At 59.5% G+C, this 25,435-nt stretch carries 20 protein-coding genes; 16 read left to right on the top strand and 4 right to left on the bottom strand.

The genetic code is table 11. From position 1 onward, the window contains the following. The first annotated feature begins 194 nt into the window (after nucleotides 1–194). The 15 genes from alg8 to NL64_RS30150 all read left to right on the top strand — a co-directional run bounded on the left by alg8 (nucleotide 195) and on the right by NL64_RS30150 (nucleotide 18,895). Entirely contained in the window at nucleotides 195–1,676 is a 1,482-nt protein-coding gene (gene alg8 / locus NL64_RS15555) for a mannuronan synthase (RefSeq protein ID WP_056854499.1), read from the top strand. A 36-nt stretch (nucleotides 1,677–1,712) separates the two neighbouring features. Continuing rightward, nucleotides 1,713–2,882 (top strand): alginate biosynthesis protein Alg44, encoded by a 1,170-nt coding sequence (locus tag NL64_RS15550; protein WP_034148961.1) that lies wholly within the window; start codon nucleotides 1,713–1,715, stop codon nucleotides 2,880–2,882. A 9-nt stretch (nucleotides 2,883–2,891) separates the two neighbouring features. Further along, nucleotides 2,892–4,403, top strand: a complete 1,512-nt coding sequence (gene algK / locus NL64_RS15545; RefSeq protein ID WP_172668676.1) for an alginate biosynthesis TPR repeat lipoprotein AlgK — start codon at nucleotides 2,892–2,894, stop codon at nucleotides 4,401–4,403. Continuing rightward, a complete protein-coding gene (locus NL64_RS15540) occupies nucleotides 4,400–5,890 on the top strand; it encodes an alginate export family protein (protein ID WP_034148959.1) in 1,491 nt (496 codons plus the stop codon). The genes algK and NL64_RS15540 overlap by 4 nt, the downstream gene beginning before the upstream one ends. Before the next feature lie 26 nt (nucleotides 5,891–5,916). Continuing rightward, nucleotides 5,917–7,503, top strand: a complete 1,587-nt coding sequence (gene algG, locus NL64_RS15535; protein WP_034148958.1) for a mannuronan 5-epimerase AlgG — start codon at nucleotides 5,917–5,919, stop codon at nucleotides 7,501–7,503. Nucleotides 7,504–7,513: 10 nt separating this feature from the next. Then, nucleotides 7,514–8,965 carry an alginate O-acetyltransferase gene (locus NL64_RS15530; protein WP_034148957.1) on the top strand — a complete coding sequence of 484 codons (1,452 nt, stop codon included), beginning with the start codon at nucleotides 7,514–7,516 and terminating at the stop codon, nucleotides 8,963–8,965. Between the two features lie 8 nt (nucleotides 8,966–8,973). Next, the gene (locus tag NL64_RS15525) at nucleotides 8,974–10,086 is read left to right on the top strand and encodes a mannuronate-specific alginate lyase (protein ID WP_034148956.1); all 1,113 of its coding nucleotides are present in this window, start codon (nucleotides 8,974–8,976) and stop codon (nucleotides 10,084–10,086) included. Between the two features lie 207 nt (nucleotides 10,087–10,293). Beyond that, nucleotides 10,294–11,859, top strand: a complete 1,566-nt coding sequence (locus NL64_RS15520) for an MBOAT family O-acyltransferase (protein WP_034148955.1) — start codon at nucleotides 10,294–10,296, stop codon at nucleotides 11,857–11,859. Nucleotides 11,860–11,870: 11 nt separating this feature from the next. Further along, nucleotides 11,871–13,046 (top strand): alginate O-acetyltransferase, encoded by a 1,176-nt coding sequence (locus NL64_RS15515; protein ID WP_034148954.1) that lies wholly within the window; start codon nucleotides 11,871–11,873, stop codon nucleotides 13,044–13,046. 17 nt (nucleotides 13,047–13,063) lie between these two features. Further along, nucleotides 13,064–13,720: an alginate O-acetyltransferase AlgF gene (locus NL64_RS15510; protein WP_034148953.1), complete on the top strand. Its 657-nt coding sequence runs from the start codon at nucleotides 13,064–13,066 to the stop codon at nucleotides 13,718–13,720. A gap of 208 nt (nucleotides 13,721–13,928) precedes the next feature. Beyond that, nucleotides 13,929–15,380, top strand: coding sequence for a mannose-1-phosphate guanylyltransferase/mannose-6-phosphate isomerase (locus tag NL64_RS15505; RefSeq protein ID WP_034148952.1), 1,452 nt, complete (start codon nucleotides 13,929–13,931; stop codon nucleotides 15,378–15,380). Between the two features lie 285 nt (nucleotides 15,381–15,665). Continuing rightward, nucleotides 15,666–16,130 (top strand): hypothetical protein, encoded by a 465-nt coding sequence (locus NL64_RS15500; RefSeq protein ID WP_034148951.1) that lies wholly within the window; start codon nucleotides 15,666–15,668, stop codon nucleotides 16,128–16,130. Nucleotides 16,131–16,163: 33 nt separating this feature from the next. After that, nucleotides 16,164–16,988, top strand: coding sequence for an SDR family oxidoreductase (locus tag NL64_RS15495; protein ID WP_034148950.1), 825 nt, complete (start codon nucleotides 16,164–16,166; stop codon nucleotides 16,986–16,988). A 119-nt stretch (nucleotides 16,989–17,107) separates the two neighbouring features. After that, nucleotides 17,108–17,497, top strand: a complete 390-nt coding sequence (locus tag NL64_RS15490) for a DUF4440 domain-containing protein (protein ID WP_034148949.1) — start codon at nucleotides 17,108–17,110, stop codon at nucleotides 17,495–17,497. A 459-nt stretch (nucleotides 17,498–17,956) separates the two neighbouring features. Further along, nucleotides 17,957–18,895, top strand: coding sequence for a sel1 repeat family protein (locus NL64_RS30150; RefSeq protein ID WP_155292761.1), 939 nt, complete (start codon nucleotides 17,957–17,959; stop codon nucleotides 18,893–18,895). 201 nt (nucleotides 18,896–19,096) lie between these two features. Here NL64_RS30150 and NL64_RS15480 read toward each other — a convergent pair whose 3' ends face one another. From NL64_RS15480 to NL64_RS15465, 4 genes are all read right to left on the bottom strand, one after another. Then, nucleotides 19,097–19,960, bottom strand: a complete 864-nt coding sequence (locus tag NL64_RS15480) for an efflux RND transporter periplasmic adaptor subunit (RefSeq protein WP_034148948.1) — start codon at nucleotides 19,958–19,960, stop codon at nucleotides 19,097–19,099. A gap of 10 nt (nucleotides 19,961–19,970) precedes the next feature. Then, nucleotides 19,971–20,171, bottom strand: a complete 201-nt coding sequence (locus NL64_RS15475) for a DUF1656 domain-containing protein (protein WP_007896379.1) — start codon at nucleotides 20,169–20,171, stop codon at nucleotides 19,971–19,973. Continuing rightward, nucleotides 20,161–22,353, bottom strand: coding sequence for an FUSC family protein (locus tag NL64_RS15470; RefSeq protein WP_034149228.1), 2,193 nt, complete (start codon nucleotides 22,351–22,353; stop codon nucleotides 20,161–20,163). Before NL64_RS15470 ends, NL64_RS15475 begins: the two co-directional genes overlap by 11 nt. A gap of 178 nt (nucleotides 22,354–22,531) precedes the next feature. Then, complete coding sequence (locus NL64_RS15465; RefSeq protein WP_034148947.1) at nucleotides 22,532–24,031, bottom strand: efflux transporter outer membrane subunit; 1,500 nt, start codon at nucleotides 24,029–24,031, stop codon at nucleotides 22,532–22,534. Between the two features lie 268 nt (nucleotides 24,032–24,299). Here NL64_RS15465 and NL64_RS15460 point away from each other — a divergent pair, with 268 nt between their 5' ends. Next, nucleotides 24,300–25,268 (top strand): LysR family transcriptional regulator, encoded by a 969-nt coding sequence (locus NL64_RS15460; RefSeq protein ID WP_034148946.1) that lies wholly within the window; start codon nucleotides 24,300–24,302, stop codon nucleotides 25,266–25,268. Nucleotides 25,269–25,435: the final 167 nt, after the last annotated feature.

The following is a 25,435-nucleotide window of genomic DNA, read 5'->3' as shown; positions in this document are numbered from 1 at the left end:
TGCGAACCCGTTGTAGGAGCTGACGAGTGAAACGAGGCTGCGATCTTTTCAGGGCCACTTGGATCCCGAGCGAACCCTGAAAGATCACGATCAAAAGATCGCAGCCTTCGGCAGCTCCTACAGAACCCTGCAAGTTTTTGTAAGCCTGCCTTAACCCAATCGGGCCTCGCCCGAGATCGAGACGGATGCAGATTATGCACAGGCTAAAGCACGGCCTACTCCAGGCCGCCGGTTGGCTGTTTTACTTGAGTTTATTGATGGGCATCGCCATGGCGCTGCCTGTATCCACGTTCGACTCCGAGTCGAAGGACTTCATTTTCCTGATCGGTATCGTCGGCATCTGGCGCTACTCGATGGGTGCCACGCACTTTCTGCGCGGCATGCTGTTTCTGTACGTGGTCTACCCGCACCTGCGGCGCAAAGTGCGCAAGCTGGGTAAAGCGGCGGACCCGTCCCATGTCTTCTTGATGGTCACCAGTTTCCGTATCGACGCCCTGACCACCGCGCAGGTCTACAGCTCGGTGATCCGCGAAGCGATCGACTGCGGCCTGCCGACCACCATGGTCTGCTCCATCGTAGAAATGTCCGATGAGTTGCTGGTGAAGAGCCTGTGGAAGCGGATGAACCCGCCACCGCACGTCAAGCTCGACTTCGTGCGCATTCCCGGCACCGGCAAACGCGACGGCCTGGCCTACGGCTTCCGCGCCATCTCCCGTCACTTGCCGGATGACCGCGCCGTGGTGGCCGTGATCGATGGCGACACCGTGCTCGGCGAAGGCGTCGTGCGCAAGACCGTTCCGTGGTTCCAGTTGTTCGGCAACGTTGGCGGCCTGACCACCAACGAATTCTGCGAAGTGCGCGGCGGCTACATCATGAGCGAATGGCACAAGCTGCGTTTCGCCCAGCGTCACATCAACATGTGCTCGATGGCCCTGTCCAAGCGCGTGCTGACCATGACCGGGCGCATGTCGGTGTTCCGCGCCACCGTGGTCACCAACCCGGAATTCATCGCCGACGTGGAAAGCGACTCGCTGCAACACTGGCGCCTGGGTCGCTTCAAGTTCCTGACCGGTGACGACAAGTCGAGCTGGTTCAGCCTGATGCGCCTGGGCTACGACACCTTCTACGTGCCTGATGCCGCGATCAACACCGTCGAGCACCCGCCTGAGAAGAGCTTCATCAAGGCCAGTCGCAAGCTGATGTTCCGCTGGTACGGCAACAACCTGCGGCAGAACTCCCGCGCCCTGGGCCTGGGGATCAAACGCCTCGGTGCGTTCACTTCGGTAGTGCTGTTCGATCAGCGCGTGTCGATGTGGACCTCGCTGCTGGGCCTGACCGTGGCGATCATCGCCAGCTTCAAGTACGGCACCGCGTTCATCCTGGTGTACCTGCTGTGGATCGGCATTACCCGCCTGATCCTGACCCTGTTGCTGTCCTGCTCCGGTCACCGGATCGGCCCGGCTTACCCGGCGATTCTCTATTACAACCAGATCGTCGGTGCGCTGGTGAAGATCTACGTGTTCTTCCGCCTCGACCAACAATCCTGGACTCGCCAGCCCACATCCCTGACCCGTGATCTCGCCAGCTTTCAACGTTGGTTCAACACCTGGTCGTCTCGGACCATGACCTTCTCCGCCGGCAGCATTTTTGTCGCCGTGCTGCTGATGATGGTCTGACCGCCCCCTTATTGAATTAACAAGGAAACCGCCCCTATGAATACCGCCGTCAACGCCAACGTAGTGCACGAATCCGAAGCCCAGCGCCAACACGCCCGAGTGAAAATTCCGGCCAAGCTGCGTTTCTTCGGCCCTGACCGTACGCCGGTCGAAGCACGAGTGATCGATCTGTCCGCTGGTGGCCTGGCTTTCAACGCCGGTCAGCTGCCATTGAAGGTCGGCGACAAGTACAAGGCTCGCCTGCAATTCGTCATCGACAACCTTGGCCTGGCCATGGACGTCGAGTTGCAGGTGCGTTCCTACGATCGCGAAACCGGTCGTACCGGTTGCATGTTCCAGAACCTGGAACCGCAAGACATCTCGACCCTGCGTCACCTGATCACTTCACACCTGGCCGGCGACATCGTCACCATCGGTGAAGTGCTGGCGACCCTGCAGCGCGACAACTTCACCAAGGCGCGCAAGATCAAGGACGGCGGCCACGGCATGAGCGCGTTCGGTCGCATGAAAGCCGTGACCTTCAGCCTGGGGATTTTCGTGGTTGGCCTGGCCGCGTTCGGCTTCATCTTCAAGTCGGTGTACGGCATGTACTTCGTCAGCCACGCTCAGGCCGGTCTGGTCAGCGTGCCCGGCGTGAACATCACCATGCCGCGCGACGGCACCGTGCAGAGCCTGGTGAAATCCGATGGCGTCGCGGCCAAAGGCGCACCGCTGGCGACCTTCAGCACCAGCATGCTCGACGTGCTCAAGGGTCATCTGGAAGACGATCAACTGGCCCCGGCCAAGGTTGAAGAACTGTTCGGCAAGCAAATGACCGGCACCCTGACCTCGCCATGCGATTGCACCGTGGCCCAGCAAATGGTCGCCAACGGTCAGTACGCCAGCAAGGGTGACGTGATCTTCCAACTGGTGCCGCGTAATACCGAAGCCAATGTCGAAGCGCGCTTCTCCTATCGCCAGTTCGGCGACGTGCTGCCAGGTGCCCCGGTGCGCTTCCAGATCGCCGGTGAAGACAAGACCCGCACCGGCAAGATCGTCAGCAGCACCAGCCTGAAAAGCGCCGACCTGTCGTCCGACATCCGCGTACTGATCCAGCCTGACGAAGCACTCGACAGCGCCCTCGCCGGTCGCCCGGTGGAAGTGAGCAGCGACCGTGGCCCGAACCTGAACTGGCTGATCGACAAAGCCATGGCTGCTGGTCTGTAACCGGAGGACATGCCCGTGACGATCATTAGTCTCCTGAGAACGCCGCGATCCCTGTGGGAGCTGGCTTGCCAGCGATTGGATCAACCTGGTTTACCTGATGCACCGCAGCGCCTGAATCGCTGGCAAGCCAGCTCCCACAGGGGGCCTATGGTGTGCTCGCTGGCGCTGGCAGTGTCTCTGGCCGGTTGTGCCGGCCTGCCCGATCAACGCCTGGCCAACGAAGCCCTCAAGCGTGGCGATACCGCTACCGCGGCGGCGAACTATCAGCAACTGGCAGACCTGGGCTACAGCGAAGCCCAGGTTGGCCTGGCCGACATTCAGGTCGACAGCCGTGACCCGGCGCAGATGAAGCAGGCCGAGGCGACTTACCGCGCTGCCGCCAGTGTTTCACCGCGTGCCCAGGCGCGTCTCGGTCGTCTGCTGGTGGCCAAACCGGGGTCCACCGAAGCCGAGCAACATGAAGCCGAAGGCCTGTTGAAGAAAGCCTCGGCCGCCGGCGAAGGCAACACCCTGATCCCGCTGGCGATGCTGTACCTGCAATACCCGCACAGTTTTCCCAACGTGAATGCGCAACAGCAAATCAGCCAATGGCGCGCCGAAGGCAAACCGGAAGCGGGTCTGGCGCAAGTGCTGCTCTATCGCACTCAAGGCACCTACGACCAGCACCTCGACGAAGTCGAAACCATCTGCAAAGCGGCGCTGAATACCACCGACATCTGCTACGTCGAATTGGCCACGGTCTACCAGAAACAAGGTAAAGCTGAGCAACAAGCCGAGTTGATCAAGCAGATGCAAGCGGCGCACAGTCGCGGCGCCGTCACCGCTCAGCGGGTAGACAGTGTGGCTCGCGTGCTGGGCGATGCGAGCCTGGGCAAGACCGACGAAAAAACCGCGCAGTCGCTGCTCGAAGACATCGCTCCCGGCTACCCCGCTTCCTGGGTCAGCCTGGCGCAACTGCTCTACGACTTCCCGGAACTCGGCGATGTCGACCAGATGATGAAGTACCTGGACAACGGCCGTGCCGCCGACCAGCCGCGCGCCGAACTGTTGCTGGGCAAGCTCTACTACGAAGGCAAGATGGTTCCGGCCGACGCCAAGGTCGCCGAGGAACACTTCCAGAAAGCCGTCGGCCGCGAAGTCGCCGCCGATTACTACCTCGGCCAGATCTATCGCCGTGGCTACCTGGGCAAGGTCTATCCGCAGAAGGCGCTGGATCACTTGTTGACCGCCGCGCGCAACGGCCAGAACAGCGCCGACTTCGCCATCGCACAACTGTTTTCCCAAGGCAAAGGCACCAAGCCTGACCCGCTCAATGCGTACGTCTTCAGCCAATTGGCCAAGGCCCAGAACACCCCGCAAGCCACCGAGCTTGCGCAAACACTCGAAGCCCAACTGCCGCCTGCGCAGCTCGCCGAGGCCCAGCGCCTGTTGAAACAAGAACAGGCGACTCGTGGTGCCTTGAGCCAGAACACGCTGCAACTGCACGCCCTGCAAGAAGAAGGCGGTGAGGAATCCCTATGAAGTTGAATCCATTCATGAAGGCCGGTATCGGCCTGACGTTCGCATTGATCTGGTCGTGCCCGACACTGGCCGCGATGACGGAAGAAACCAAGAACTTCGGCCTGGACGTGAAAATCACCGGCCAGTCCGAAGACGACCGTGACCTCGGCACCCAGAGTGGCGGCGACGTCAACGGCGTCGGCCTCGACCTGCGTCCGTGGGTCTATGGCGAAAGCGGCGCGTGGAGCGGTTATGCGATGGGTCAGGCGGTGACGTCCACCGACATCATCGAGACCGACACCCTGCAGCAATCCGGCAGCGACGGCACGCAAAACACTGAAAACGATGACCGCAAAACCAAGAAGAATTATCTGGCGATGCGCGAGTTCTGGGTCGGCTACAGCGGCTTCACGCCCTACCCTGGCGAGATCCTGAAATTCGGTCGTCAGCGTCTGCACAATGACGACGGTCAATGGCGCGACACCAACATCGAAGCCCTGAACTGGACCTTCGACACCACACTGTTGCGCGCCAATGCCGGTATCGCCGAACGCTTCAGCGAATACCGCACCGACCTGAAAGAACTGGCACCCGAAGACAAGGATCGCCTGCACGCTTTCGCTGATGCCGAGTACCAATGGACCCCGGGTCACTGGGCCGGTATTCGCGGTCATCACACCCACGATGACGGCAAGCTCGACTACGCCGAACCGGGTGTTCCCGCCGATTCGCTGGACAAGAAACAGAACGGCGACATCAGTTGGCTGGGCCTGCAGGCCAACAGCGACGCCTACAACTGGCGCAACACCAACACGGTCAATTACTGGGGCAGCATCACCGGCATGAGCGGCGACCGCGACACGGTCAACCCGCTGAACGCCGATGGCACTGCGCCCGCACAACCGAAGAGCAGCGGCGATGTCGACGGCTGGGCCACTGACCTCGGTGTGCGTCTGCGCCTCGATCCGCAATGGCAAGTCGGTGCGGCCTACGCCCGCGCCAGCGAGGATTACGAACAGAACGGCCTGGAAAGCAACCGCTCGAACTACACCGGTACCCGTTCGCGCGTGCACCGTTTCGGCGAGGCCTTCCGTGGCGAAATGAACAACATGCAATCGGCCACGCTGTTCGGTTCGTGGATGCTCAACGACGAATACGACGCCAGCCTGATCTACCACAAATTCTGGCGTGTCGACGGCAACAAGCCGGTCGGCAGCAACGGCATCGACGCCGTGCAGAACAACACCGACGACGTCACCGGCGCGATCCTTTCCAGCACGTCCCTGCCTCTGAACGATGGTGAAAAAGACCTCGGCCAGGAAATGGATCTGGTGGTCACCAAGTACTTCAAGCAAGGCCTGTTGCCAGCCGCATTGAGCCAGAAAATCGATGAACCTTCGGCCCTGGTTCGCTTCCGTGGCGGCGTGTTCAAGCCCGGCGATGCCTACGGCAAAGAAGTCGATTCGTACATGCACCGCGCGTTCATCGACGTGGTCTGGCGCTTCTGATGCACATTGCGAAGGGAGTCCCCGACATGAACAGTGCCAAGAAAGGTACTTTGACCTTGCTGGCCGGCGCGATGCTGCTGGCGAGTGCGGCTGCCTTCGCCAATGTGGAGCCGGCGGTGCCTCAACCAGGCAAGCCGGCAACAGTGGCCAAGGAACTGCAACAAGCCAAGACCTACACCGTCAGCAGCGCACCGACCGCGCCGCTGGAACTGGCTACGCCGAAGCTGCCGGACGTTTCCGGCTACACCGCCGAAGCCATCGCCGCAAAAGTCGTGCGCAGCAAGGCTGGCAAAATCAGCGTGCGCCGGATGATGCAGGAAGACGCCCTGAAGGACTTCATCGGCGGCGACAACAAGATGGCCGAATGGGTGGTGCGTCAGCACGGCATCCCGCAGGCGATCTTTGTCGACGACGGCTACATGAACCTCAAGGACCTGGCGAAAAAGCTGCCCAAGCAGTACTTCAACGAAACCTCGCCGGGTGTGTTCCTGGCCAAGCTGCCGATCGTGGTCGGTCGTCACGGCATCCTCGAAATCGACAAGCAGACCGAAGAATTGCGCCTGTCCCAAGAGGCCGGTTCGTTCCTGGTCAACGATGGCCAGCTGTTCGTACGTGATACCAAGATCACTGGCTGGAGCGAGAAAGCAAACGGCCCGGCGGCCTTCAAGTCGCCGAAAGAGTTTCGTCCGTTCCTGCTGTCCTGGGGCGGCACCGAGACCTACATCGCCAACAGCAAGATCGCCAGTTTCGGCTACGCCAACAGTAAGTCCTACGGCGTGAGTATTTCCCAGTACACGCCGAACATGGCCAAGGTGCTCAAGCGTCCTGAACCGACCGGCTGGATCGTCGGTTCCGAATTCTCGGACATGTGGTACGGCTTCTACTGCTACGAAACCCGCGACTTCGTGGTCAAGGGCAACACCTACAAAGACAACATCGTCTACGGCATCGACCCCCACGACCGTTCCCACGGTCTGATCATTGCCGACAACACGGTGTACGGGACCAAGAAGAAGCACGGGATCATTATTTCCCGTGAGGTCAACGACAGCTTCATCTTCAACAACCGCAGCTACGACAACAAACTGTCGGGCCTGGTGATCGACCGTAACAGCGTCAACAACCTGATCGCTCACAACGAGATCTACCAGAACCACACCGACGGCATCACCCTCTACGAGAGTGCTGACAATCTGCTGTGGGGCAACAAGGTGATCAGCAACCGTCGTCACGGCATCCGTATTCGTAACAGCGTGAATATTCGCCTCTACGAAAACGTTGCCATGGCCAACGGCCTGACTGGCGTCTATGGCCACATCAAGGACCTGAGCAACACCGACCGTGACATCAAGCTCGACCCGTTCGACGCCCAGGTCTCGCTGATTGTGGTCGGCGGTGAATTGGCGGCCAACGGCAGCGGCCCGCTGTCCATCGACTCGCCGCTGAGCGTCGAGTTGTATCGCGTGTCCATGCTCGCCCCGACCAAATCCAGTGGCATCAGCTTCTCGGGGATTCTCGGCGAGCGCCAGGATGAAATTCTCGACCTGCTGGTACGCCAGCAGAAAGCCGTGCTGATCGACCCTGTCGAACGCCAGACCGAAATGCGGGACTGAGGATAATTTTATGCACCCACACTTGATCAAATTACTCAGCCTGTCGGCCCTGACCGCCGGCATCCTCGCCGCCAGCACTGGCGCGCGTGCGGATGAAGTCCAGGCGCCCAAGTTCTCTGCCGAACCGTGCTGCAGCCTGTGCCCGGCCGCCCACGACGCGAAGAATTACACCACCCGTTATCAGCAGAACTTCACCACGCTGGTGCAGGCCCAGGGCGACTGGCTGTTCCGTACGCAAGAAGACTTGCGCACCGAATTCGACACCACCCCCGCCGGCTACAAACGCATGAAGCAACTGCACGATGCGTTCAAGAGCAAAGGCGTGGAGCTGGTGGTTGTTTACCAGCCAACCCGTGGTCTGGTGAACCGCAACAAGTTGAACCCGGCGGAAAAAGCCAGCTTCGATTTCGACAAGGCACTGAAGAACTACAAGACCATGCTCGGCCGTTTCGCGCAGATGGGTTACGTGGTGCCGGACCTGTCGCCGCTGACCAACGAGTCGCTGCCCGACACCCTGCCCGCCCACGACTTCTACTTCCGTGGCGACCAGCACTGGACGCCATACGGCGCCCAGCGCACGGCAAAAATCGTGGCGGAAAAGGTCAAGCAGATCCCGGCCTTCGCCGACATTCCCAAGCGTGAATTCGAGACCCATAAGTCGGGTCGCATGGGCAAGACCGGAACATTGCACAACATGGCCGGTCAACTCTGTGGCACCAGCTACGCGATCCAGTACATGGATCAATTCACCACCGAGCCGAAAGGCGAAGCAGGCGATGGCGATCTGTTCGGCGATTCCGGCAATCCGGAAATCACCCTGGTCGGCACCAGTCACAGTGGCAAGAACTACAACTTCGCCGGTTTCCTCGAAGAGGCCATCGGCGCCGACATTCTGAACGTGGCATTCCCCGGCGGTGGCCTGGAAGGTTCGATGCTGCAGTACCTGGGCAGCGACGAGTTCCAGAAGAACCCACCGAAGATTCTCATCTGGGAATTCTCGCCGCTCTATCGCCTCGACCAAGAAATCATCTACCGCCAAATGATGGCGCTGCTGGACAACGGTTGCGAAGGCAAGGATGCACAGATGTCCGGCAGCACCACATTGAAACCGGGCAAGAACGAACTGATGGTCAACAGCAAAAACCTGAACCTGCAAAACGCCAGTCACCAGGTCGACATCCGCTTCGCCGATACCTCGGTGAAAACCTTGCAAGCCACCCTCTGGTACATGAACGGGCGCCACGAGGACATCAAGATCGACAAACCGGAAACCTCCGACACTGACGGACGTTTCGCGTTCGAGTTGCGCACGGACGAAGACTGGGCCTCGCAGAATCTGCTGGCCGTCGAAATCCAGGGCCCGGAAAAAACCGACGCCGCGCCACAGAAAGTCGAAGCGAAAATCTGCAAACGCAACGTATTCCCGAGCGCGGAGCAACGTACCGCTTCGACCGGGCAATGAGGTCTGCTATGCGAAATCCGAAACTTGCAACACTGACGCTTTTGAGCCTGGCGATGTTCGCCGGTGCGACCCAGGCCGCGGCGCCATTGCGCCCGCCGCAGGGTTACTTTGCGCCGATCGAGAAAGTCAAAACCGGCGACAAGAGCGAAGGCTGCGATGCCATGCCGACGCCCTACACCGGCTCGCTGCAATTTCGCAGCAAGTACGAAGGTTCGGACAAGGCGCGTTCGACCCTGAACGTGCAGTCGGAAAAAGCCTTCCGTGACAGCACCGCCGACATCACCAAGATCGAGCGCGGCACCAGCAAGCGCGTCATGCAGTTCATGCGTGACGGTCGCCCGGAACAACTGGAATGCACACTCAACTGGCTGACGGCGTGGGCGAAGGCCGATGCATTGATGTCCAAGGACTTCAACCACACCGGCAAGTCGATGCGCAAATGGGCGCTGGGCAGCATGGCGTCCTCGTACATTCGCCTGAAATTCTCCGACTCCCATCCGCTGGCCAACCATCAGCAAGAGTCGCAGCTGATCGAAGCCTGGTTCAGCAAAATGGCCGATCAGGTGGTCAGCGACTGGGACAACTTGCCGCTGGAAAAAACCAACAACCATTCGTACTGGGCCGCCTGGTCGGTGATGGCAACGTCCGTCGCCACCAACCGTCGCGACCTGTTCGATTGGGCCGTGAAGGAATACAAGGTCGGCGCCAATCAGGTCGATGCGGACGGCTATCTGCCGAACGAGCTCAAGCGCCAGCAACGCGCCCTGGCCTATCACAACTACGCCCTGCCGCCGCTGGCGATGATCGCCAGTTTCGCCCAGGTCAACGGTGTGGATTTGCGTCAGGAAAACAACGGCGCGCTGAAGCGCCTGGGTGATCGAGTACTGGCCGGGGTGAAAGACCCGGACGAATTCGAGGAAAAGAACGGCAAGAAACAGGACATGACCGACCTGAAAGTCGACTCGAAATTCGCCTGGCTCGAACCGTTCTGCACCCTCTACACCTGCGCGCCGGATGTGCTGGAGAAGAAGCACGACATGCAACCGTTCAAGACCTTCCGCCTCGGCGGCGACCTGACCAAGGTCTACGACCCGGCCAACGAGAAAGGCAAAGGTTCCTAGAACAACACATTCCCCCTGTAGGAGCTGGCTTGCCAGCGATGCGGTGTGTCAGTCGACATCAATGGTGGATGTCAGACCGAATCGCTGGCAAGCCAGCTCCTACAGGGATCGCGGTGGTTTTTGAATGCAATGTACCCCCCGGTTTTTCGTGGGGGGTTTGGGGGGGCCGTTGGCCCTTGACTGTTGGTTAAACATGGAGAGATCGGGATGGTATTTTCATCCAACGTGTTCCTGTTTCTGTTCTTGCCGATCTTTCTCGGCTTGTACTACTTGAGCGGGCAACGCTATCGCAACTTGCTGCTGCTGATCGCCAGCTACGTGTTCTACGCCTGGTGGCGTGTGGACTTCCTCGCACTGTTCGCAGCGGTCACGCTGTGGAACTACTGGATCGGCCTCAAAGTCGGCGCTGCCGGCGTGCGGACCAAACCGGCCCAGCGCTGGCTGCTGCTCGGCGTCGCCGTCGACCTGTGCATTCTCGGCTACTTCAAGTACGCCAACTTCGGCGTCGACAGCATCAACGCAATGATGACGTCGGTCGGCCTTGAGCCGTTCATCCTGACCCACGTGCTGTTGCCGATCGGTATCTCGTTCTACATTTTCGAGTCCATCAGCTACATCATCGACGTCTACCGTGGCGATACTCCGGCGACCCGCAACCTGATCGACTTCGCGGCGTTCGTGGCGATTTTCCCGCACTTGATTGCCGGCCCGGTGTTGCGCTTCCGCGACCTCGCCGACCAGTTCAACAACCGCACCCACACCCTCGACAAATTCTCCGAGGGCTGCACGCGGTTCATGCAGGGTTTCATCAAAAAGGTCTTCATCGCTGACACCCTCGCGGTGGTAGCCGACCATTGCTTTGCCCTGCAAAACCCGACCACGGGCGATGCCTGGCTGGGCGCACTGGCCTACACCGCGCAGCTGTACTTCGACTTCTCCGGCTACAGCGACATGGCCATCGGCCTGGGCTTGATGATGGGTTTCCGCTTCATGGAAAACTTCAAGCAGCCGTACATCAGCCAGTCGATCACCGAGTTCTGGCGCCGCTGGCACATCAGCCTGTCGACCTGGCTGCGTGACTATCTGTACATCACCCTCGGCGGTAACCGCAAAGGCACGCTGATGACCTATCGCAACCTGTTCCTGACCATGCTGCTCGGTGGTCTGTGGCACGGCGCGAACATCACCTACATCGTCTGGGGTGCGTGGCACGGCATGTGGCTGGCGATTGAAAAGGCCCTGGGCCTGAACACTTCGCCGCGCAGCATCAACCCGATTCGCTGGGCACTGACCTTCTTGCTGGTGGTGATGGGCTGGGTGATCTTCCGTGCGGAAAACCTGCACGTTGCCGGTCGCATGTACGGCGCGATGTTCAGCTTCGGTGACTGGTCGCTGTCGGAACTCAATCAGGCCAGCCTCACCGGTCTGCAAATCGCTACGTTGGTGGTGGCCTACGTGACCCTCGCGTTCTTCGGCCTGCGCGACTTCTACACCAATCAGCCGCCAGAGAAGACCAAGCCTGCCGTGAACGTCGACAGCGACGGCCCGGCCGCCAGCGAACCAGGCCTGATCAAAGCCGCGCCTGGGGATAACCCGGCGAGCATCCATCAGCCCGGCTACACCGTCGGCGTTGAAGCCCAGGTGCAACCGGCTTACTGGACCGCTGACTGGTCGCGCTATGCAATGCGTGCGCTGGTGCTGCTGCTGTTCATCGCCTCGATTCTCAAACTCTCGGCGCAAAGCTTCTCGCCGTTCCTTTACTTCCAGTTCTGAGGGATCTGACCATGACCCGCTCATTACGCATCTTCTACATCGCCCTGTTCCTGGTGACCCTGCTGGCCTTGGGCCTGTGGTCGGTTCGCAGCTTCCTCGGCTTCAGCACCAACGCTGATGCGACGGTGCTGAACGGTCGCTGGACCAAGGCTGTGGAGACGCATTACGACGAAGAGTTTCCGATCAAGCGCCTGGGCACCAATCTCTGGGCGGCGCTGGACTTCAAACTGTTCAACGAAGGTCGTCCGGGCGTCGTGCTCGGTCGCGACCAGTGGCTGTACAGCGATGAAGAATTCCACCCGATCGTCAACGAAGAGCTGAACCTGCAAGGCAACTACGCGCTCGTTGAAGGCGTGCGCCAGACCCTGAAAGAGAAAGGCGTGCAACTGGTGATGGCGGTGGTTCCGGCCAAGGTACGCCTGTACCCGGAACACCTCGGCGAGGTAAAACCGGCCAGCATCCACGCCAACCTCTATCAGGATTTCCACAAGCGCCTGGCGGCCGACCGCATCCCTGCGCCTGATTTGCTCGGCCCACTGCAAGCCGCCAAGAACAACGGCCAGCAAGTGTTCCTGCGCACCGACACCCACTGGACCCCGGAAGGTGCCGAGATTGCTGCCAACCGCCTGGCCAAGACCATTGCCGACAAATTCCCGCTGAGCGGCGACCCGCAGAACTTCGTCACCGAGCCTGCGGAGAAAGTCACGCACAAGGGCGACCTGCGTCTGTTCCTGCCGCTGGACCCGCTGTTTGAAAACCTGATGCCGGCGCAAGAACCTTTGCAGAAGCGCAACACCATTGCCGCTGAAGACCAGCCAGCCGGTGACGACGCGCTGTTCGCCAACACCGAAGTGCCCGTCGCGCTGATCGGCACCAGCTACAGCGCCAACCCCAACTGGAACTTCGTCGGTGCGCTCAAGCAAGCCCTGCGTAGCGACGTGGTCAATTACGCCGAAGACGGCCACGGCCCGATTCTGCCGATGCTCAGCTACCTGAAAAGTGATGCTTTCAAGAACAGCCCGCCACAGGTGCTGATCTGGGAGTTTCCTGAACGATATCTGCCTGTGAATAACGAAATCGGCGACGCCGACCCGCAGTGGGTCGCAGAGCTTAAACAAGCCGGCGCCCGCCAACAAAACGTAGCTGCAAACACTAAATCCGAGACGCCCGATCGGGCGCAAAACTGAAAGAGAGAGGTACTACCATGACTTTCACGACTACTCCTCGTCGTCTCGCCAAACGCTTTGCACTGGTCGCTGGCCTCAGCGTGCTGTCGGTACAAGCTTTCGCCGGTGGCGATGCCGCGCTGTACGGCCCGACTGCACCAAAAGGCTCGACCTTCGTGCGTATCTATAACGCCGGCAACTCCGAAGTCAGCGCCACCGTTGGCAGCACCAACCTGGCCGACGTCGCGCCGCTGTCCAGCAGTGACTTCAGCTTCATGCCGGGCGGCGACTACAGCGCCAAGGTCGGCAGCCAGACCCTGCCAGTGAAACTGGCCGGTGACCACTATTACACCCTGGTCAACAACGCCAGCGGCGCGCCGCAACTGATCGAAGAGCCGCCGTTCAAGAACAAGCAGAAATCCCTGGTACGCGTGCAGAACCTCAGCGACAAGCCGCTGACCCTGAAAACCGCTGACGGCAAGACCGACGTGGTGCCGAACGTGGCCGCCAAGGGCCGTGGCGAACGTGAAATCAACCCGGTGAAAGTCAGCCTGGCGCTGTACGAGGGCGACAAGAAAGTCGGCGACGTTAAACCTGTCGCCCTGGAACGCGGTGAAGCCGCTGTGCTGTACGTCACCGGCAACGGCAGCAGCCTGTCGCCAGTCTGGGTGAAACGCCCGGTATCGACGCGCTAATCAATTATTCCGGTTGACCCATTTTCCTGTGGGGGCGGGCTTGCCCGCGATGCAGACGACTCGGTGAAACAGATACACCGAGTTGATGCCATCGCTGGCAAGCCAGCTCCCACAGGGACCGAGATGTCAGCCGGGCACGGAACAAAAACAAGAGTGAAACGACACAGCGTTCGTAGCTCTAACCAAACGATTTTCAAGGAGAAACAAAATGATTCCAGTGATCTTGTCCGGTGGTAGTGGCTCACGTCTTTGGCCGCTTTCCCGTAAGCAGTTTCCTAAACAGTTCCTGGCCCTGACCGGCGAACACACCCTGTTCCAGCAAACCCTGGAACGCCTGGTGTTCGAAGGCATGGACACGCCGATCGTGGTCTGCAACAAGGACCACCGCTTCATCGTCAACGAGCAACTGGCCGCGCGCAAACTGGAAACCCAACGCATCCTGATGGAACCGTTTGGCCGTAACACCGCACCGGCCGTGGCCCTGACCGCGATGATGCTGGTCAATGAAGGTCGCGACGAGTTGATGCTGGTACTACCAGCCGACCACGTACTGGAAGACCAGAAAGCCCTGCAACGTGCCCTGGCCCTGGCCACCGTCGCCGCCGAAAACGGCGAAATGGTGCTGTTCGGCGTACCGGCCACCAAACCGGAAACCGGTTATGGCTACATCAAGTCGACCAACGACTCGCTGCTGCCCGAAGGCGTCAGCCGTGTCTCGCACTTTGTGGAAAAACCGGACGTCAAACGCGCCACCGAGTATGTCCAGTCCGGCGGTTACTTCTGGAACAGCGGCATGTTCCTGTTCCGCGCCAGCCGCTTCCTGGAAGAGCTGAAAAAACACGATCCGGACATCTACGACACCTGCCTGCTGACCCTGGAACGCAGCCAGCAAGATGCTGACAGCATCACCTTTGACGAAGCTACCTTCGCCTGCTGCCCGGACAACTCCATCGACTACTCGGTGATGGAAAAAACCCAGCGCGCCTGCGTGGTTCCGCTGACCGCTGGCTGGAGCGATGTCGGTTGCTGGTCGTCGTTGTGGGAAGTGAATGAAAAAGACGTCAATGGCAACGTCACCAAAGGCGACGTAGTCATCCAGGACAGCCGCAACTGCATGATCCACGGCAACGGCAAACTGGTGTCGGTGATCGGCCTGGAAAACATCGTCGTGGTGGAAACCAAGGACGCCATGATGATCGCCCACAAGGACAAGGTCCAAGGCGTGAAACAGATGGTCAACACCCTCAACGAACAGGGCCGCAGCGAAACCCAGAACCACTGCGAAGTCTATCGTCCGTGGGGCTCGTATGACTCGGTGGACATGGGCGGGCGCTTCCAGGTCAAGCACATCTCGGTCAAGCCGGGCGCGTGCCTGTCGCTGCAAATGCACCACCACCGTGCCGAGCACTGGATCGTCGTCAGCGGTACAGCTGAAGTGACCTGCGATGAGAATGTGTTCCTGCTGACTGAAAACCAGTCGACCTACATTCCGATTGCTTCGGTGCATCGCCTGCGCAACCCGGGCAAGATCCCACTGGAAATCATCGAAGTGCAGTCGGGTAGCTATCTGGGCGAAGACGATATCGAGCGCTTTGAAGATATCTACGGTCGTTCGACCCCGATCGAGCGCGGCGTGTCGGTGAAAACCATCGCGCAGTAAGCGATCGCTGTCACTAAAAGCCCCCGTCCAGTCCGCTGCGTTCCCTATCCGCAGCGGACTGGGCGGGGGCTTTTTTTGTCCGGGTTTTGTGTTGCCCGCGCTGAACCTCATCGCGAGCAGGCTCGCTCCTACAGTTGACCGGGTTTTTCCTGGAGAAACGCAATCGAATGTAGGAGTGAGCCTGCTCGCGATGAGGCCGGCACATTCACCGCTTAATCTCGCCCATCGCCAACCTGCCCTGCGCTTAGGTAGGATGCTCTTCTCTGCCCCCGAGGTTTACGCGTCATGTTCATCGGCGTCCTGCTGGTCATCACCTGGCTGATCCTGCTCCTGCGCTATCCGGCCAAGGCCCTGCCCGTGTCCATGGCCGCCGCCGTAGGGCTGGGCATCGTCGCCACGTGGGTAATCTGGCTGGACCACCGCGAACTCAAGCAACTGCAACGCCTGGAGTTGCGCATCAGCTACGCGCCGCAACACTGCCCTGCCGATCGGCCGCTGCAATTGACCATGAACAACGGCAACGACGTGCCGCTGACTGAGCTGCGCTGGCGTGTCGCGGCTTATGCGCCGGGCGACACGGTCAACCTCGCCGACAATCAATACACCGCCCCGCGCTATCGCGGCCCCGGCGAATTGCAAGCCGGTGGTAATTGGGAAGATTGCCTGCCGCTGCCGCCGCTACGCCCCGGCTACCGCCCGGAAACCCTGGAGTTTCGCGCCGAGCGTTTGCAGGGTAGTTTCTCCGACTGATCATCCCCCACTCATTTGCACAAGGACCGCGCCATGCCCGTAGCGTTGATTACCGGTTGTTCCAGCGGCATCGGCCGCGCCCTCGCCGATGTATTCAAATCTGCCGGCTATACCGTCTGGGCCAGTGCCCGCAAGGCTGAAGACGTGGCAGTCCTCACTGCTGCCGGTTTCACCGCTGTGCAGCTGGACGTCAATGATGGCCAGGCATTGGAAGCATTGAGCGAGCAAATCAACCAGCAACACGGCGGCCTCGATGTACTGATCAACAACGCCGGATATGGCGCCATGGGGCCGCTGCTCGATGGCGGTGTTCCGGCCATGCAACGCCAGTTTGAAACCAACGTGTTCGCCATCGTTGGCGTGACTCGCGCGATGTTTCCGGTGCTGCGCCGAACCAAAGGGCTGGTGGTCAACATCGGCAGTGTATCCGGTGTGTTGGTCACGCCGTTCGCCGGTGCTTACTGCGCCTCGAAAGCCGCTGTGCATGCCTTGAGCGATGCCTTGCGCATGGAACTGGCGCCATTTGGCGTGCGAGTGATGGAGGTTCAGCCGGGGGCCATCGCGTCCAGTTTCGCCAAGAATGCCGGACACGAAGCCGAGCAGTTGATCAGCGAGCAATCGCCGTGGTTTCCGCTGCGCGAAGGCATTCGTGCACGAGCGAAGGCGTCCCAGGATAATCCGACGCCGGCCAGTGAGTTTGCCGCCGGATTGCTCAAGGCGGTGCAACAGAGCAAGCCGCCACGGCTGATCCGCCTGGGCAATGGCAGCCGCGCGTTGCCGTTGCTTGCCGGATTGTTGCCCAAGGGGTTGCTGGAATCGGGATTGATGAAGCGGTTCGGGTTGCGTGGGCAACTCTGAGACCGAGTGGACGCCTTCGCGGGCAAGCCCGCTCCCACATTTGAAATGCGATCCCCTGTGGGAGTGAGCTTGCCCGCGAAGGCGCCAGAACAGACTCCACAGAACTCAAGGAATCAAACATGACCGACTACACCGAATACTTCGACGAAGTGATCCAGGCCCACGTCGCCATCGAACAATGGCTGGCCGAGGAACGCGACGCGGCTGAACTCGAACAACTGCTGACGCGTTTCTCCCCACAGTTTTCCATGGTCTCGCCCTTGGGCCGAGTGCTGGATTTTGCGGCGCTGAGCGAACTGTTCCTGCTGGCGGGCGGCAAGAAGATTGGCTTTCGCATCGAGCTCAGCGAGTTGCGTGGCATTGCGCTGTACGACGGTGGCGCAGTCGTGAGTTATCGCGAGCAGCAGACCGACGCCACCGGACTGCATTCGGATCGGCGCTCGAGCGTGGTGTTCGAGAAAGTGGATGGAAAGATCCTGTGGCGGTATTTACAGGAGACCTTTTGCTGACAACAACGCCGCTCAACTGTAAGAGCGAGCCTACTCCGGGCGGCGTTCCGGCGATGGACATCAACGATAACGCGGGCATTCAGACAAGCCCGGGGCGCTCTCCAGTTTTTCGCGAGCCCGCTCCCACAGTTGGAAATGTGAGAGCGGGCTGCTCGTTAAGAAGGCCACCCGGTCTTCCGGTTATGTACCAAATGCGGATACATCTGCAACAAATAGAATATCTACGCAAGAAAAAACAGAATCCCCGCCGCTAAAATCCAGCTTTGAAAAATACAGTAACAAAACCCTTCAAACACTGTAAGAAAATTCGACAACGACGTAGCGAATTATCCTATTCGCAGTTATAGCGTTGCCAAACCCTACTCCCCAACTAAAATCCACCACCTTGGTTAAATGCCTTATACCAGATATAACGCATCAACCTAGAATTATTTGGACATAACCTACTGAGATACCACTTTGAAAGTCCGCCACCCACACTCACTCTCAATAATATTTTTACTCTCCACCCTCACCTTAAACATTACCCTCGCCGACGATACCAACCCAAGCAAACCCACATTAGAACTTGACCTGAAAAAACTACGTCCAACACCTAAACCTAACAACTATTGCAACCCCAATTTAGACAGCGACATTTTATTCGGAATAGGATACGAATTATTCTCACAAGACAATTACCCCGAGGCAAAAAGCTGCTTTACCATGGCAGCACCCAATTACGACAGAGCATTCTGCTATCTTGCAATAATCGCTCAACATGATGATGAGCCGGATGAAATCAAACGAAATACCGAAGCTCTCAATTACACTAGATATGCCGCATCAAAAAATGATTGGTGTGCAGAATACAGAATGTATGAAAACTACAAATATGGAGTGAACGGTCTAAACCCAGACAAGGGGTTTGCCCTTTACTGGCTGAAGCGCTCAGCGATGCATGGGTATCCCGAAGCACAACAATTGTTGAAAATCTATCACTTCAAACAAGGCGAACTCACCCTAAGTTACGCCTGGTCTAAAATCATTGGCCAACAGGCTGACGACCCCATTGAAAGAGCCTTCAAAAACATGACAAATGATCAGATTATTGAAGGAAAAAAACATCTCGAAAAATTAAGTAAATCCGTCACATCAAAGCAAACACTAAAAGACGAAGCATTAAAAGAAAACATTGCCTTTCTCTCAGCGGGCATCCATTTAGACTACCCTGAGACCTTCAAGGATGCCACTTACGAAGAACGCTACGAGTACATCAAAAAAACAGTGAATGAAGTCGCAAAAAAATCAAAACTCAAATCAAAAAGCGATATATTCAGCTTTATTGTTATCGCAAGACACGCGCAAAAAACACAAAAAAAAGAAGACATCCTAAACAATAAAACAATAAAACAATAATGAACATATTAGAAAATCGTGAATTCACCACCTCAGAAAAAATCGAAAAGTCTCTTAGCATCTTAAACAAACCGCAACACCAACAAACCAGCAGTTAAGTACACAAACCATTTATTGAGCACAGGTGTATTTTCCGCTTCTACGACTACATTTTTTAACCCAGCCGTAGAAGCACACTATCTTAAACAACAAACGTAGAAATTATTCCATACGGCTCTGATTGACCACCACCGTACAAGTAATCCCCGCCGCCAACAGCACCCCTTCCGGCACTTCATCAATGTGTATCCGCACCGGCACCCGCTGCGCCAGACGCACCCAGTTGAACGTCGGGTTCACATCCGCGATCAGTTCACGGCTTTCCGGGTTATCGCGGTCGTAGATGCCGCGAGAAATACTTTCCACGTGCCCCTTGAGCACTTCGCCGCTCATCAGTTGCATGTCGGCCTTATCACCTACGCGCACGTGGGGCAGTTTGGTTTCTTCGAAGAAGCCGTAGACCCAGAACGAGTTCATGTCGACCACGGCCATTTTCGCTTCACCGATGCGCGCGTAGTCGCCGCGATGCACATTCAGGTTGGTGACGTAACCGTCCACGGCGGCCCGGACTTCGGTGCGTTTGAGGTTGAGTTCGGCGGCCTCCAGTTGCGCTTGCGCATGCTGGTAATCGGCGAGGGCCGAGTCGGCGAGGTTGCTCGCGTCGTCGCGGTTTTCCCGGGAGATCACCAGGTTGTCCATGTCGGCGCGGCGATGGGCGTTGACCTTGCGCATCTCCCACGTCGCCTTGCGCGAGGCCACCAGCGACTGCGCCTGCTTGACCGCGAGGCGGTAGTGCTCGGGGTCGATGCGCATCAGCAGGTCGCCCTTTTTCACCAATTGGTTGTCACGCACCGGCACGTCCACCACTTCGCCGGTGACGTCGGCGGCGACGTTGATGATGTCGGCGCGCACCCGGCCATCGCGTGTCCACGGGGTCTCCATGTAGTGCACCCAGAGTGTGCGACCGATCCATATCGCCAGGGCCAAAACCAACAGGGTCGCGAGCAGGCTGAACAGCTTTTTCATCAGGTCGTTCTCAACGGTAAACAGTCAGCGCCAATGCGCCGAACAGACAGGTAAACAGACTCAGGCGCAGCAGCGCCGGGTGCCAGAAGAAGCGGTACAGGTCGAACCCTGACAGGAAGCGATCCAGCGCCCAGGCCAACGCCGCCGCAATGAAAAACATCAGGGTCATGGTCGGCATGTACACGCCGTGGAAGGCGATTTCACGAGGCATCTTCAAGTCCTTGGGGCTTGGCAATGGTGTAGGCGGCGAGCGGCGATTGCGGGTCCAGCAGCGAAGTGCGGATGAAGTGCAGGTAGCTCTTCACCCGGCGCAGCGCCGAGGTGTCGAAGTGCGGGGCGAAGGGTTCGTCGGTGGCTTGCACGCGGCTGATCGCGTGGTCGACGGCGATCAATGCGCGCTCCAGATTGCTTTGCCCCGGTTGCAGGAACAGCCGCACCAGCGCACGGCCCATCACACGAATAGATTGGCGCCACGGCTGGGATTCGGCATACGCCGGATGCACCGGCAGGATCGCCTGTTCCTTGCGTAACTCGATGATCGCGTGACCGACTTCCAGCACCACGAACATCCAGCGCAACAGATCCCGCTGCACTTGCGGCTGTCCCGCTGCGAAGCCGTAGGCCTGATGCACAAGGTCACGGGTTCGACTTTCGAAACTCGACGCCAGGCCCTTGAGTTTGCCGCTGATGGCGTACACCACCTGACCACGCAGATCCTGCTCCAGCCGACGCCACAACCAGCGACTGTTGGGGGGCAAAATGATCGCCCCCGCCGCCGCGCACACCAGCATGCCCAGCACCATGGCGATGTAGTCGTTGATGAAGGTGTACGGGTTGTAGACCGTGAGGTTGTCCGGCACCGAACCGGTACTGAAAAAGATCAGCAGCCCCAGACCGACCCCGGCGTATTGCGGTCGCGAGGTCAGGAACGAGCCGAGCACGATCACCGGCGCGAGCATCACGCACAGCAACGGAAAACCATCGATCCACGGGAAGATGAAAAACATCTCGACGAAGCCGATCAGCGCCCCGAGGAAGGTGCCGCAGGCCATCTGGAACGCCATGCGTTTCGGGTTGGGTGTCGCGGCGGACAGGCCAACCGTGGCAGCGGCGATCAGGGTCATGGTCGCCCCGCTCGGCCACGCCGTGGCCACCCAATAGCTACCCAAAACCACCAGAATGAATGCCGCACGAATCCCCGAAGCCGCCGACGCCAGCCAGTTGGTTTGCGGGGTGAACGGTTCGTCCCAGCGCTCCCGTTCATGGCTGTGATCGGCGAGGGACGCGTGGGTCTGTGCATAACTGTGCAGGTCGTCGACGAAGCGATAGAGCAGTTCGTACGCGGTGTGGAAATCCAGTTGCTCGGCGTCGCTCGGGTCGGTCTCCTGGAAGATCGCCCGCAGGCTGCGCACCCGCGCCGGCAAGCCTTCCTTGTAAGCCGTCAACGCCGTGACCAGACGCGCCGCATCGGCGCTGGTCAGCGCACGACCGCTGAAGCCGTCGAGCAATTCGGCGAGGTCTTGCAACCCCGGTTTGATCGCTGCCACTGCAGGGTCAGTGCCGCTGTCGCGCAGGCGCTCCAGCAACTGATGCAAGGCGTTGAAGCGTGTAGTGATGCCCATGAACTCACTGTTCAAGCGGCTGAGACGACCATTACGCCGGCGCATGTGCGGGTCTTCGAACACGGTCACGCTGCGCAGCCCTTCCAGGCCCACCGCCTCGGCAATGAAGCGCACGTTGCTGGCCTCGAACGCCTCGCGCCGACTGCGGCCGCGCAAGCCGTCGGTGACGAACAACGCGAACACGCCGAAGCGCTGGTACAAGGCGTTGCGCATGGCGGCGCTGGCGGTTTGCGGGAGGATCGCGGCGCTGACCAGGGTCGAGCAGAGAATCCCCAGGGAGATTTCCAGCACCCGCCAGACCGCGGCCATGAACGCGCCTTCCGGATGCGCCAGCGCCGGCAAGCCGACCATCGCTGCGGTGTAACCGGCAAGCACGAAACCGTATGCGCGAAAATTGCGGCAACGCGCTGCGCCGGCCGAGCAGATGCCCACCCAGATCGCCAGCGAGCCGAGGAACAGTTCGGTGTTCTGCGCGAACAAGGCAATCAGCGCCACCATCACCGCCGACCCGGTCAAGGTGCCGAGGAAGCGATAAAAACTCTTGGCGAACACCTGCCCGCTTTGTGGCTGCATGACGATGAACACGGTGATCATCGCCGTGCGCGGTTGTGGCAATTCCAGGCGCATGGCCAGCCAAAGCGTCAGGAACGCCGCGATCAACACCTTGAAAATGTACACCCAGGTCACGCCGTCGCTGCGTGCCCAGTCGAAGAAACCCCGGCGCCATTCAAGGGAGTACAGCCAGCGCAAAGGTGCGGGCAAGGGAGTCATTAAATCCTGCTCAGTGAGGAAAATCTGGAAACAACCGCAACCCTGTGGCGAGCGAGCTTGCTCGCGCTGGGCTGCGAAGCGGCCCCCGGAACTCTGGTCGCCCATGAAGATTTTGTGAGTGCTGCGCACTCAAGCGGGAGCAAGCTCCCTCGCCACAAGTGAAACCTTGCCTGAATGGTCATTTCAAAAGGCTCGGGGTTTTCGGTGCCTGGGTCTGGCTGTCTTTCGGCACATCATTGCCCGCCCCCAGACCGCCGCCCAACGCAGTCACCAACTCGGCATGCGCACTCAAACGCGCCGCCTGCACTTGCTGCTGCACTTGCTGCTGCTTGAACAACAAGGTCTGCGCGTTGAGCACATTGAGGTAATCGGTAAGCCCGCGTTGATACGCAATCATCGCGATGTCGTAAGTCTTCTGCGCAGTCGCCACCGACTCGGCGGCGAAGGTTTGCTGCTTGTCCATGGACTCGCGGCGGATCAACTGGTCGGAGATGTTTTTCAGCGCGTTGACCAGGGTCTGGTTGTACTTGGCCACGGCCATGTCATAACCGGCCGAGGCTTCACCCAACTCCGAACGCAACCGCCCACCATCGAAGATCGGCAGGGAAATCGCCGGGCCGACGCTGTAGTTGAGCTTCTTGCCGGTCAAGAACTCCAGCGCCCCGCCGCCGGTGGCCATGTAGCCGAGGCTGCCGACCAGATCGACGTTGGGGTAGAAACCGGCGTGGGCCACATCGATGCCACGCGCTTGCGCCGCCACTTGCCAGCGGCTGGCGACCACGTCCGGGCGTTGGCCGAGCAATTGCGCCGGCAGCGAAGACGGCAGTTTCAGCGGCGCACCCAGTGACAGCGTTGGCCGCTGCAACTGCGCGCCCTCGCCCGGGCCTTTGCCTGCGAGTGCGGCCAGTTGATTGCGGCTCAGGGCGATTTCTTCGTCCAGTGCGTCGATCTGGCGATGGGTTTCCGGCAGCGGCGTTTCGGCCTGACTGACTTCGAAATGGGTGCCGATGCCGCCGTTCAGGCGCTTCTGTGCCAGTTCGAGGATTTGCTGTTGCTGCTGCAGGGTCGCCTCGACGATGTCCCGATTCGCGTAATGCAGCGACAGTTCGATGTAGACGCGCACAATGTTGTTCTGCAATTCGAGCTGGGCCTGGCGCGCTTCGGCGACGGTCATGTGGGCCATGTCCACGGCGCGCTCGGTGGCATTACTTTCACGGCCCCAGAGGTCGAGGGCATAGCTGAAACCCAGCGCCGCGTTGTTGTCCCAGGTGGTGCTGTTGGCCAGATCACCGGGGCCGTAGAACTGATCGGTGGGCCAGTTGTGACGCTTGAGGGTGGACTCGCCATTGATCTGCAACGACTCGGCTGCCTCGGCAACGCCCGCCATGGATTTGGCCTGACGCACCCGGGCCGCCGCCATGGCCATGGTCGGGCTGCCTTGCACGGCGAGGTCGATCCAGCGATTCAGTTGTGGGTCGCCATAGGCCTGCCACCATTGGCTAGCGGGCCAGTGGGCATCTTGAGCAGCGCTTTGAATCGCTTCATCGGTGGTCAGTGAATTGGCCTCCAGCGCCTTGCCTTGTGGGGCAATACCTCCGGTTCCGATGCAGCCGCTGATTGCCAGGGTTAAAGCCAAGATACTGAGCGGCTGAAGCGCTCTGTTGATGCGACGCGGCACTGCTGAAAATTCCTGAGGTGGGGAGATGGCCCCTGTAGGAGCTGCCGCAGGCTGCGATCTTTTGATCTTGCTCTTAAAAACCAAAATCAAAAGATCGCAGCCTTCGGCAGCTCCTACAGGGGTGATCGCAATTCTATGGATGAGCATTGATGGCGATAAGCTGGGATTCTTGTGAATCTTTGTTACCGTTAGCGCGATAATCCCTTGGTCGGGGTCTCAGTCCCTGAAACTTCGTGTCACAATTTGCCATCGAACCCGAGAGCACCCCATGGACACATTGCAAAACATGCGCGCCTTCAGTTACGTGGCCGAGGCCGGCAGCTTCACCGCCGCCGCCGTGCAACTGGACACCACCACGGCCAACGTCTCGCGCGCGGTCTCCAACCTGGAAGCCCACCTGCAAACCCGTCTGCTCAACCGAACGACCCGACGCATCGCCCTGACCGAAGCCGGCAAGCGCTACCTGCTGCGCTGCGAACAAATCCTGGCCTACGTTGAAGAAGCCGAAGCCGAGGCCAGTGACGCCCATGCGCGCCCGGCCGGACAACTGAAAGTGCACACCATGACCGGCATCGGCCAGCACTTCGTGATCGACGCCATCGCCCGCTATCGCAAAACCCACCCGGACGTAACCTTCGACCTGACCCTGGCCAACCGCGTGCCGGACCTGCTGGACGAGGGCTATGACGTGTCCATCGTGCTCGCCAGCGAACTGCCGGACTCGGGCTTCGTCTCCCAGCGCCTGGGCATCACCTACAGCATCGTTTGCGCCTCCCCGGCCTACGTCAAAGCCAACGGCTGCGCACAGAAACCCAGCGACCTGCTCAACCACGCCTGTCTGCGTCTGGTGAGCCCGGTCATCCCCCTGGAAAAATGGGCGTTCGACGGCCCTGATGGGCAGGAAATGGTCACCATCAACAGCTCGCCATTCCTGGTGAATTCCGCCGACGCGATGAAAACCGCGATCACCAGCGGCATGGGCGTTGGTGTGCTGCCGGTGTATGCGGCGATTGAAGGATTGCGCAACGGCACGCTGGTGCGAGTGATGCCCAAATATCGCTCGCAGGAACTGAACCTGTACGCGATCTACCCGTCACGGCAGTACCTGGATGCGAAGATCAAGACCTGGGTCGAGTACCTGCGCGGATCGTTGCCGGAGATTCTGGCGGCGCATCAGGCGGAACTGGCGGCTTATGAACTGAGCGGCAGCCTGGCGGGCGCGCGGGTGGCGAACTGAGCCGTCTGGTGGTACCCAACCTGTAGGAGCTGCCGCAGGCTCGGGCCGCGTTCGGACGATCTTTTGACGTTGATTTTTAAAGATCAAGATCAAAAGATCGCAGCCTGCGGCAGCTCCTACAGGGGATTTTTACATCCGCCAAAAGTTGGTCGGCTGTCAGGCCGCCA

The organism is Pseudomonas fluorescens (assembly GCF_000802965.1).
GTDB classification, from domain to species: domain Bacteria; phylum Pseudomonadota; class Gammaproteobacteria; order Pseudomonadales; family Pseudomonadaceae; genus Aquipseudomonas; species Aquipseudomonas fluorescens_A.
This window is presented reverse-complemented; position numbering and strand designations above follow the sequence as displayed.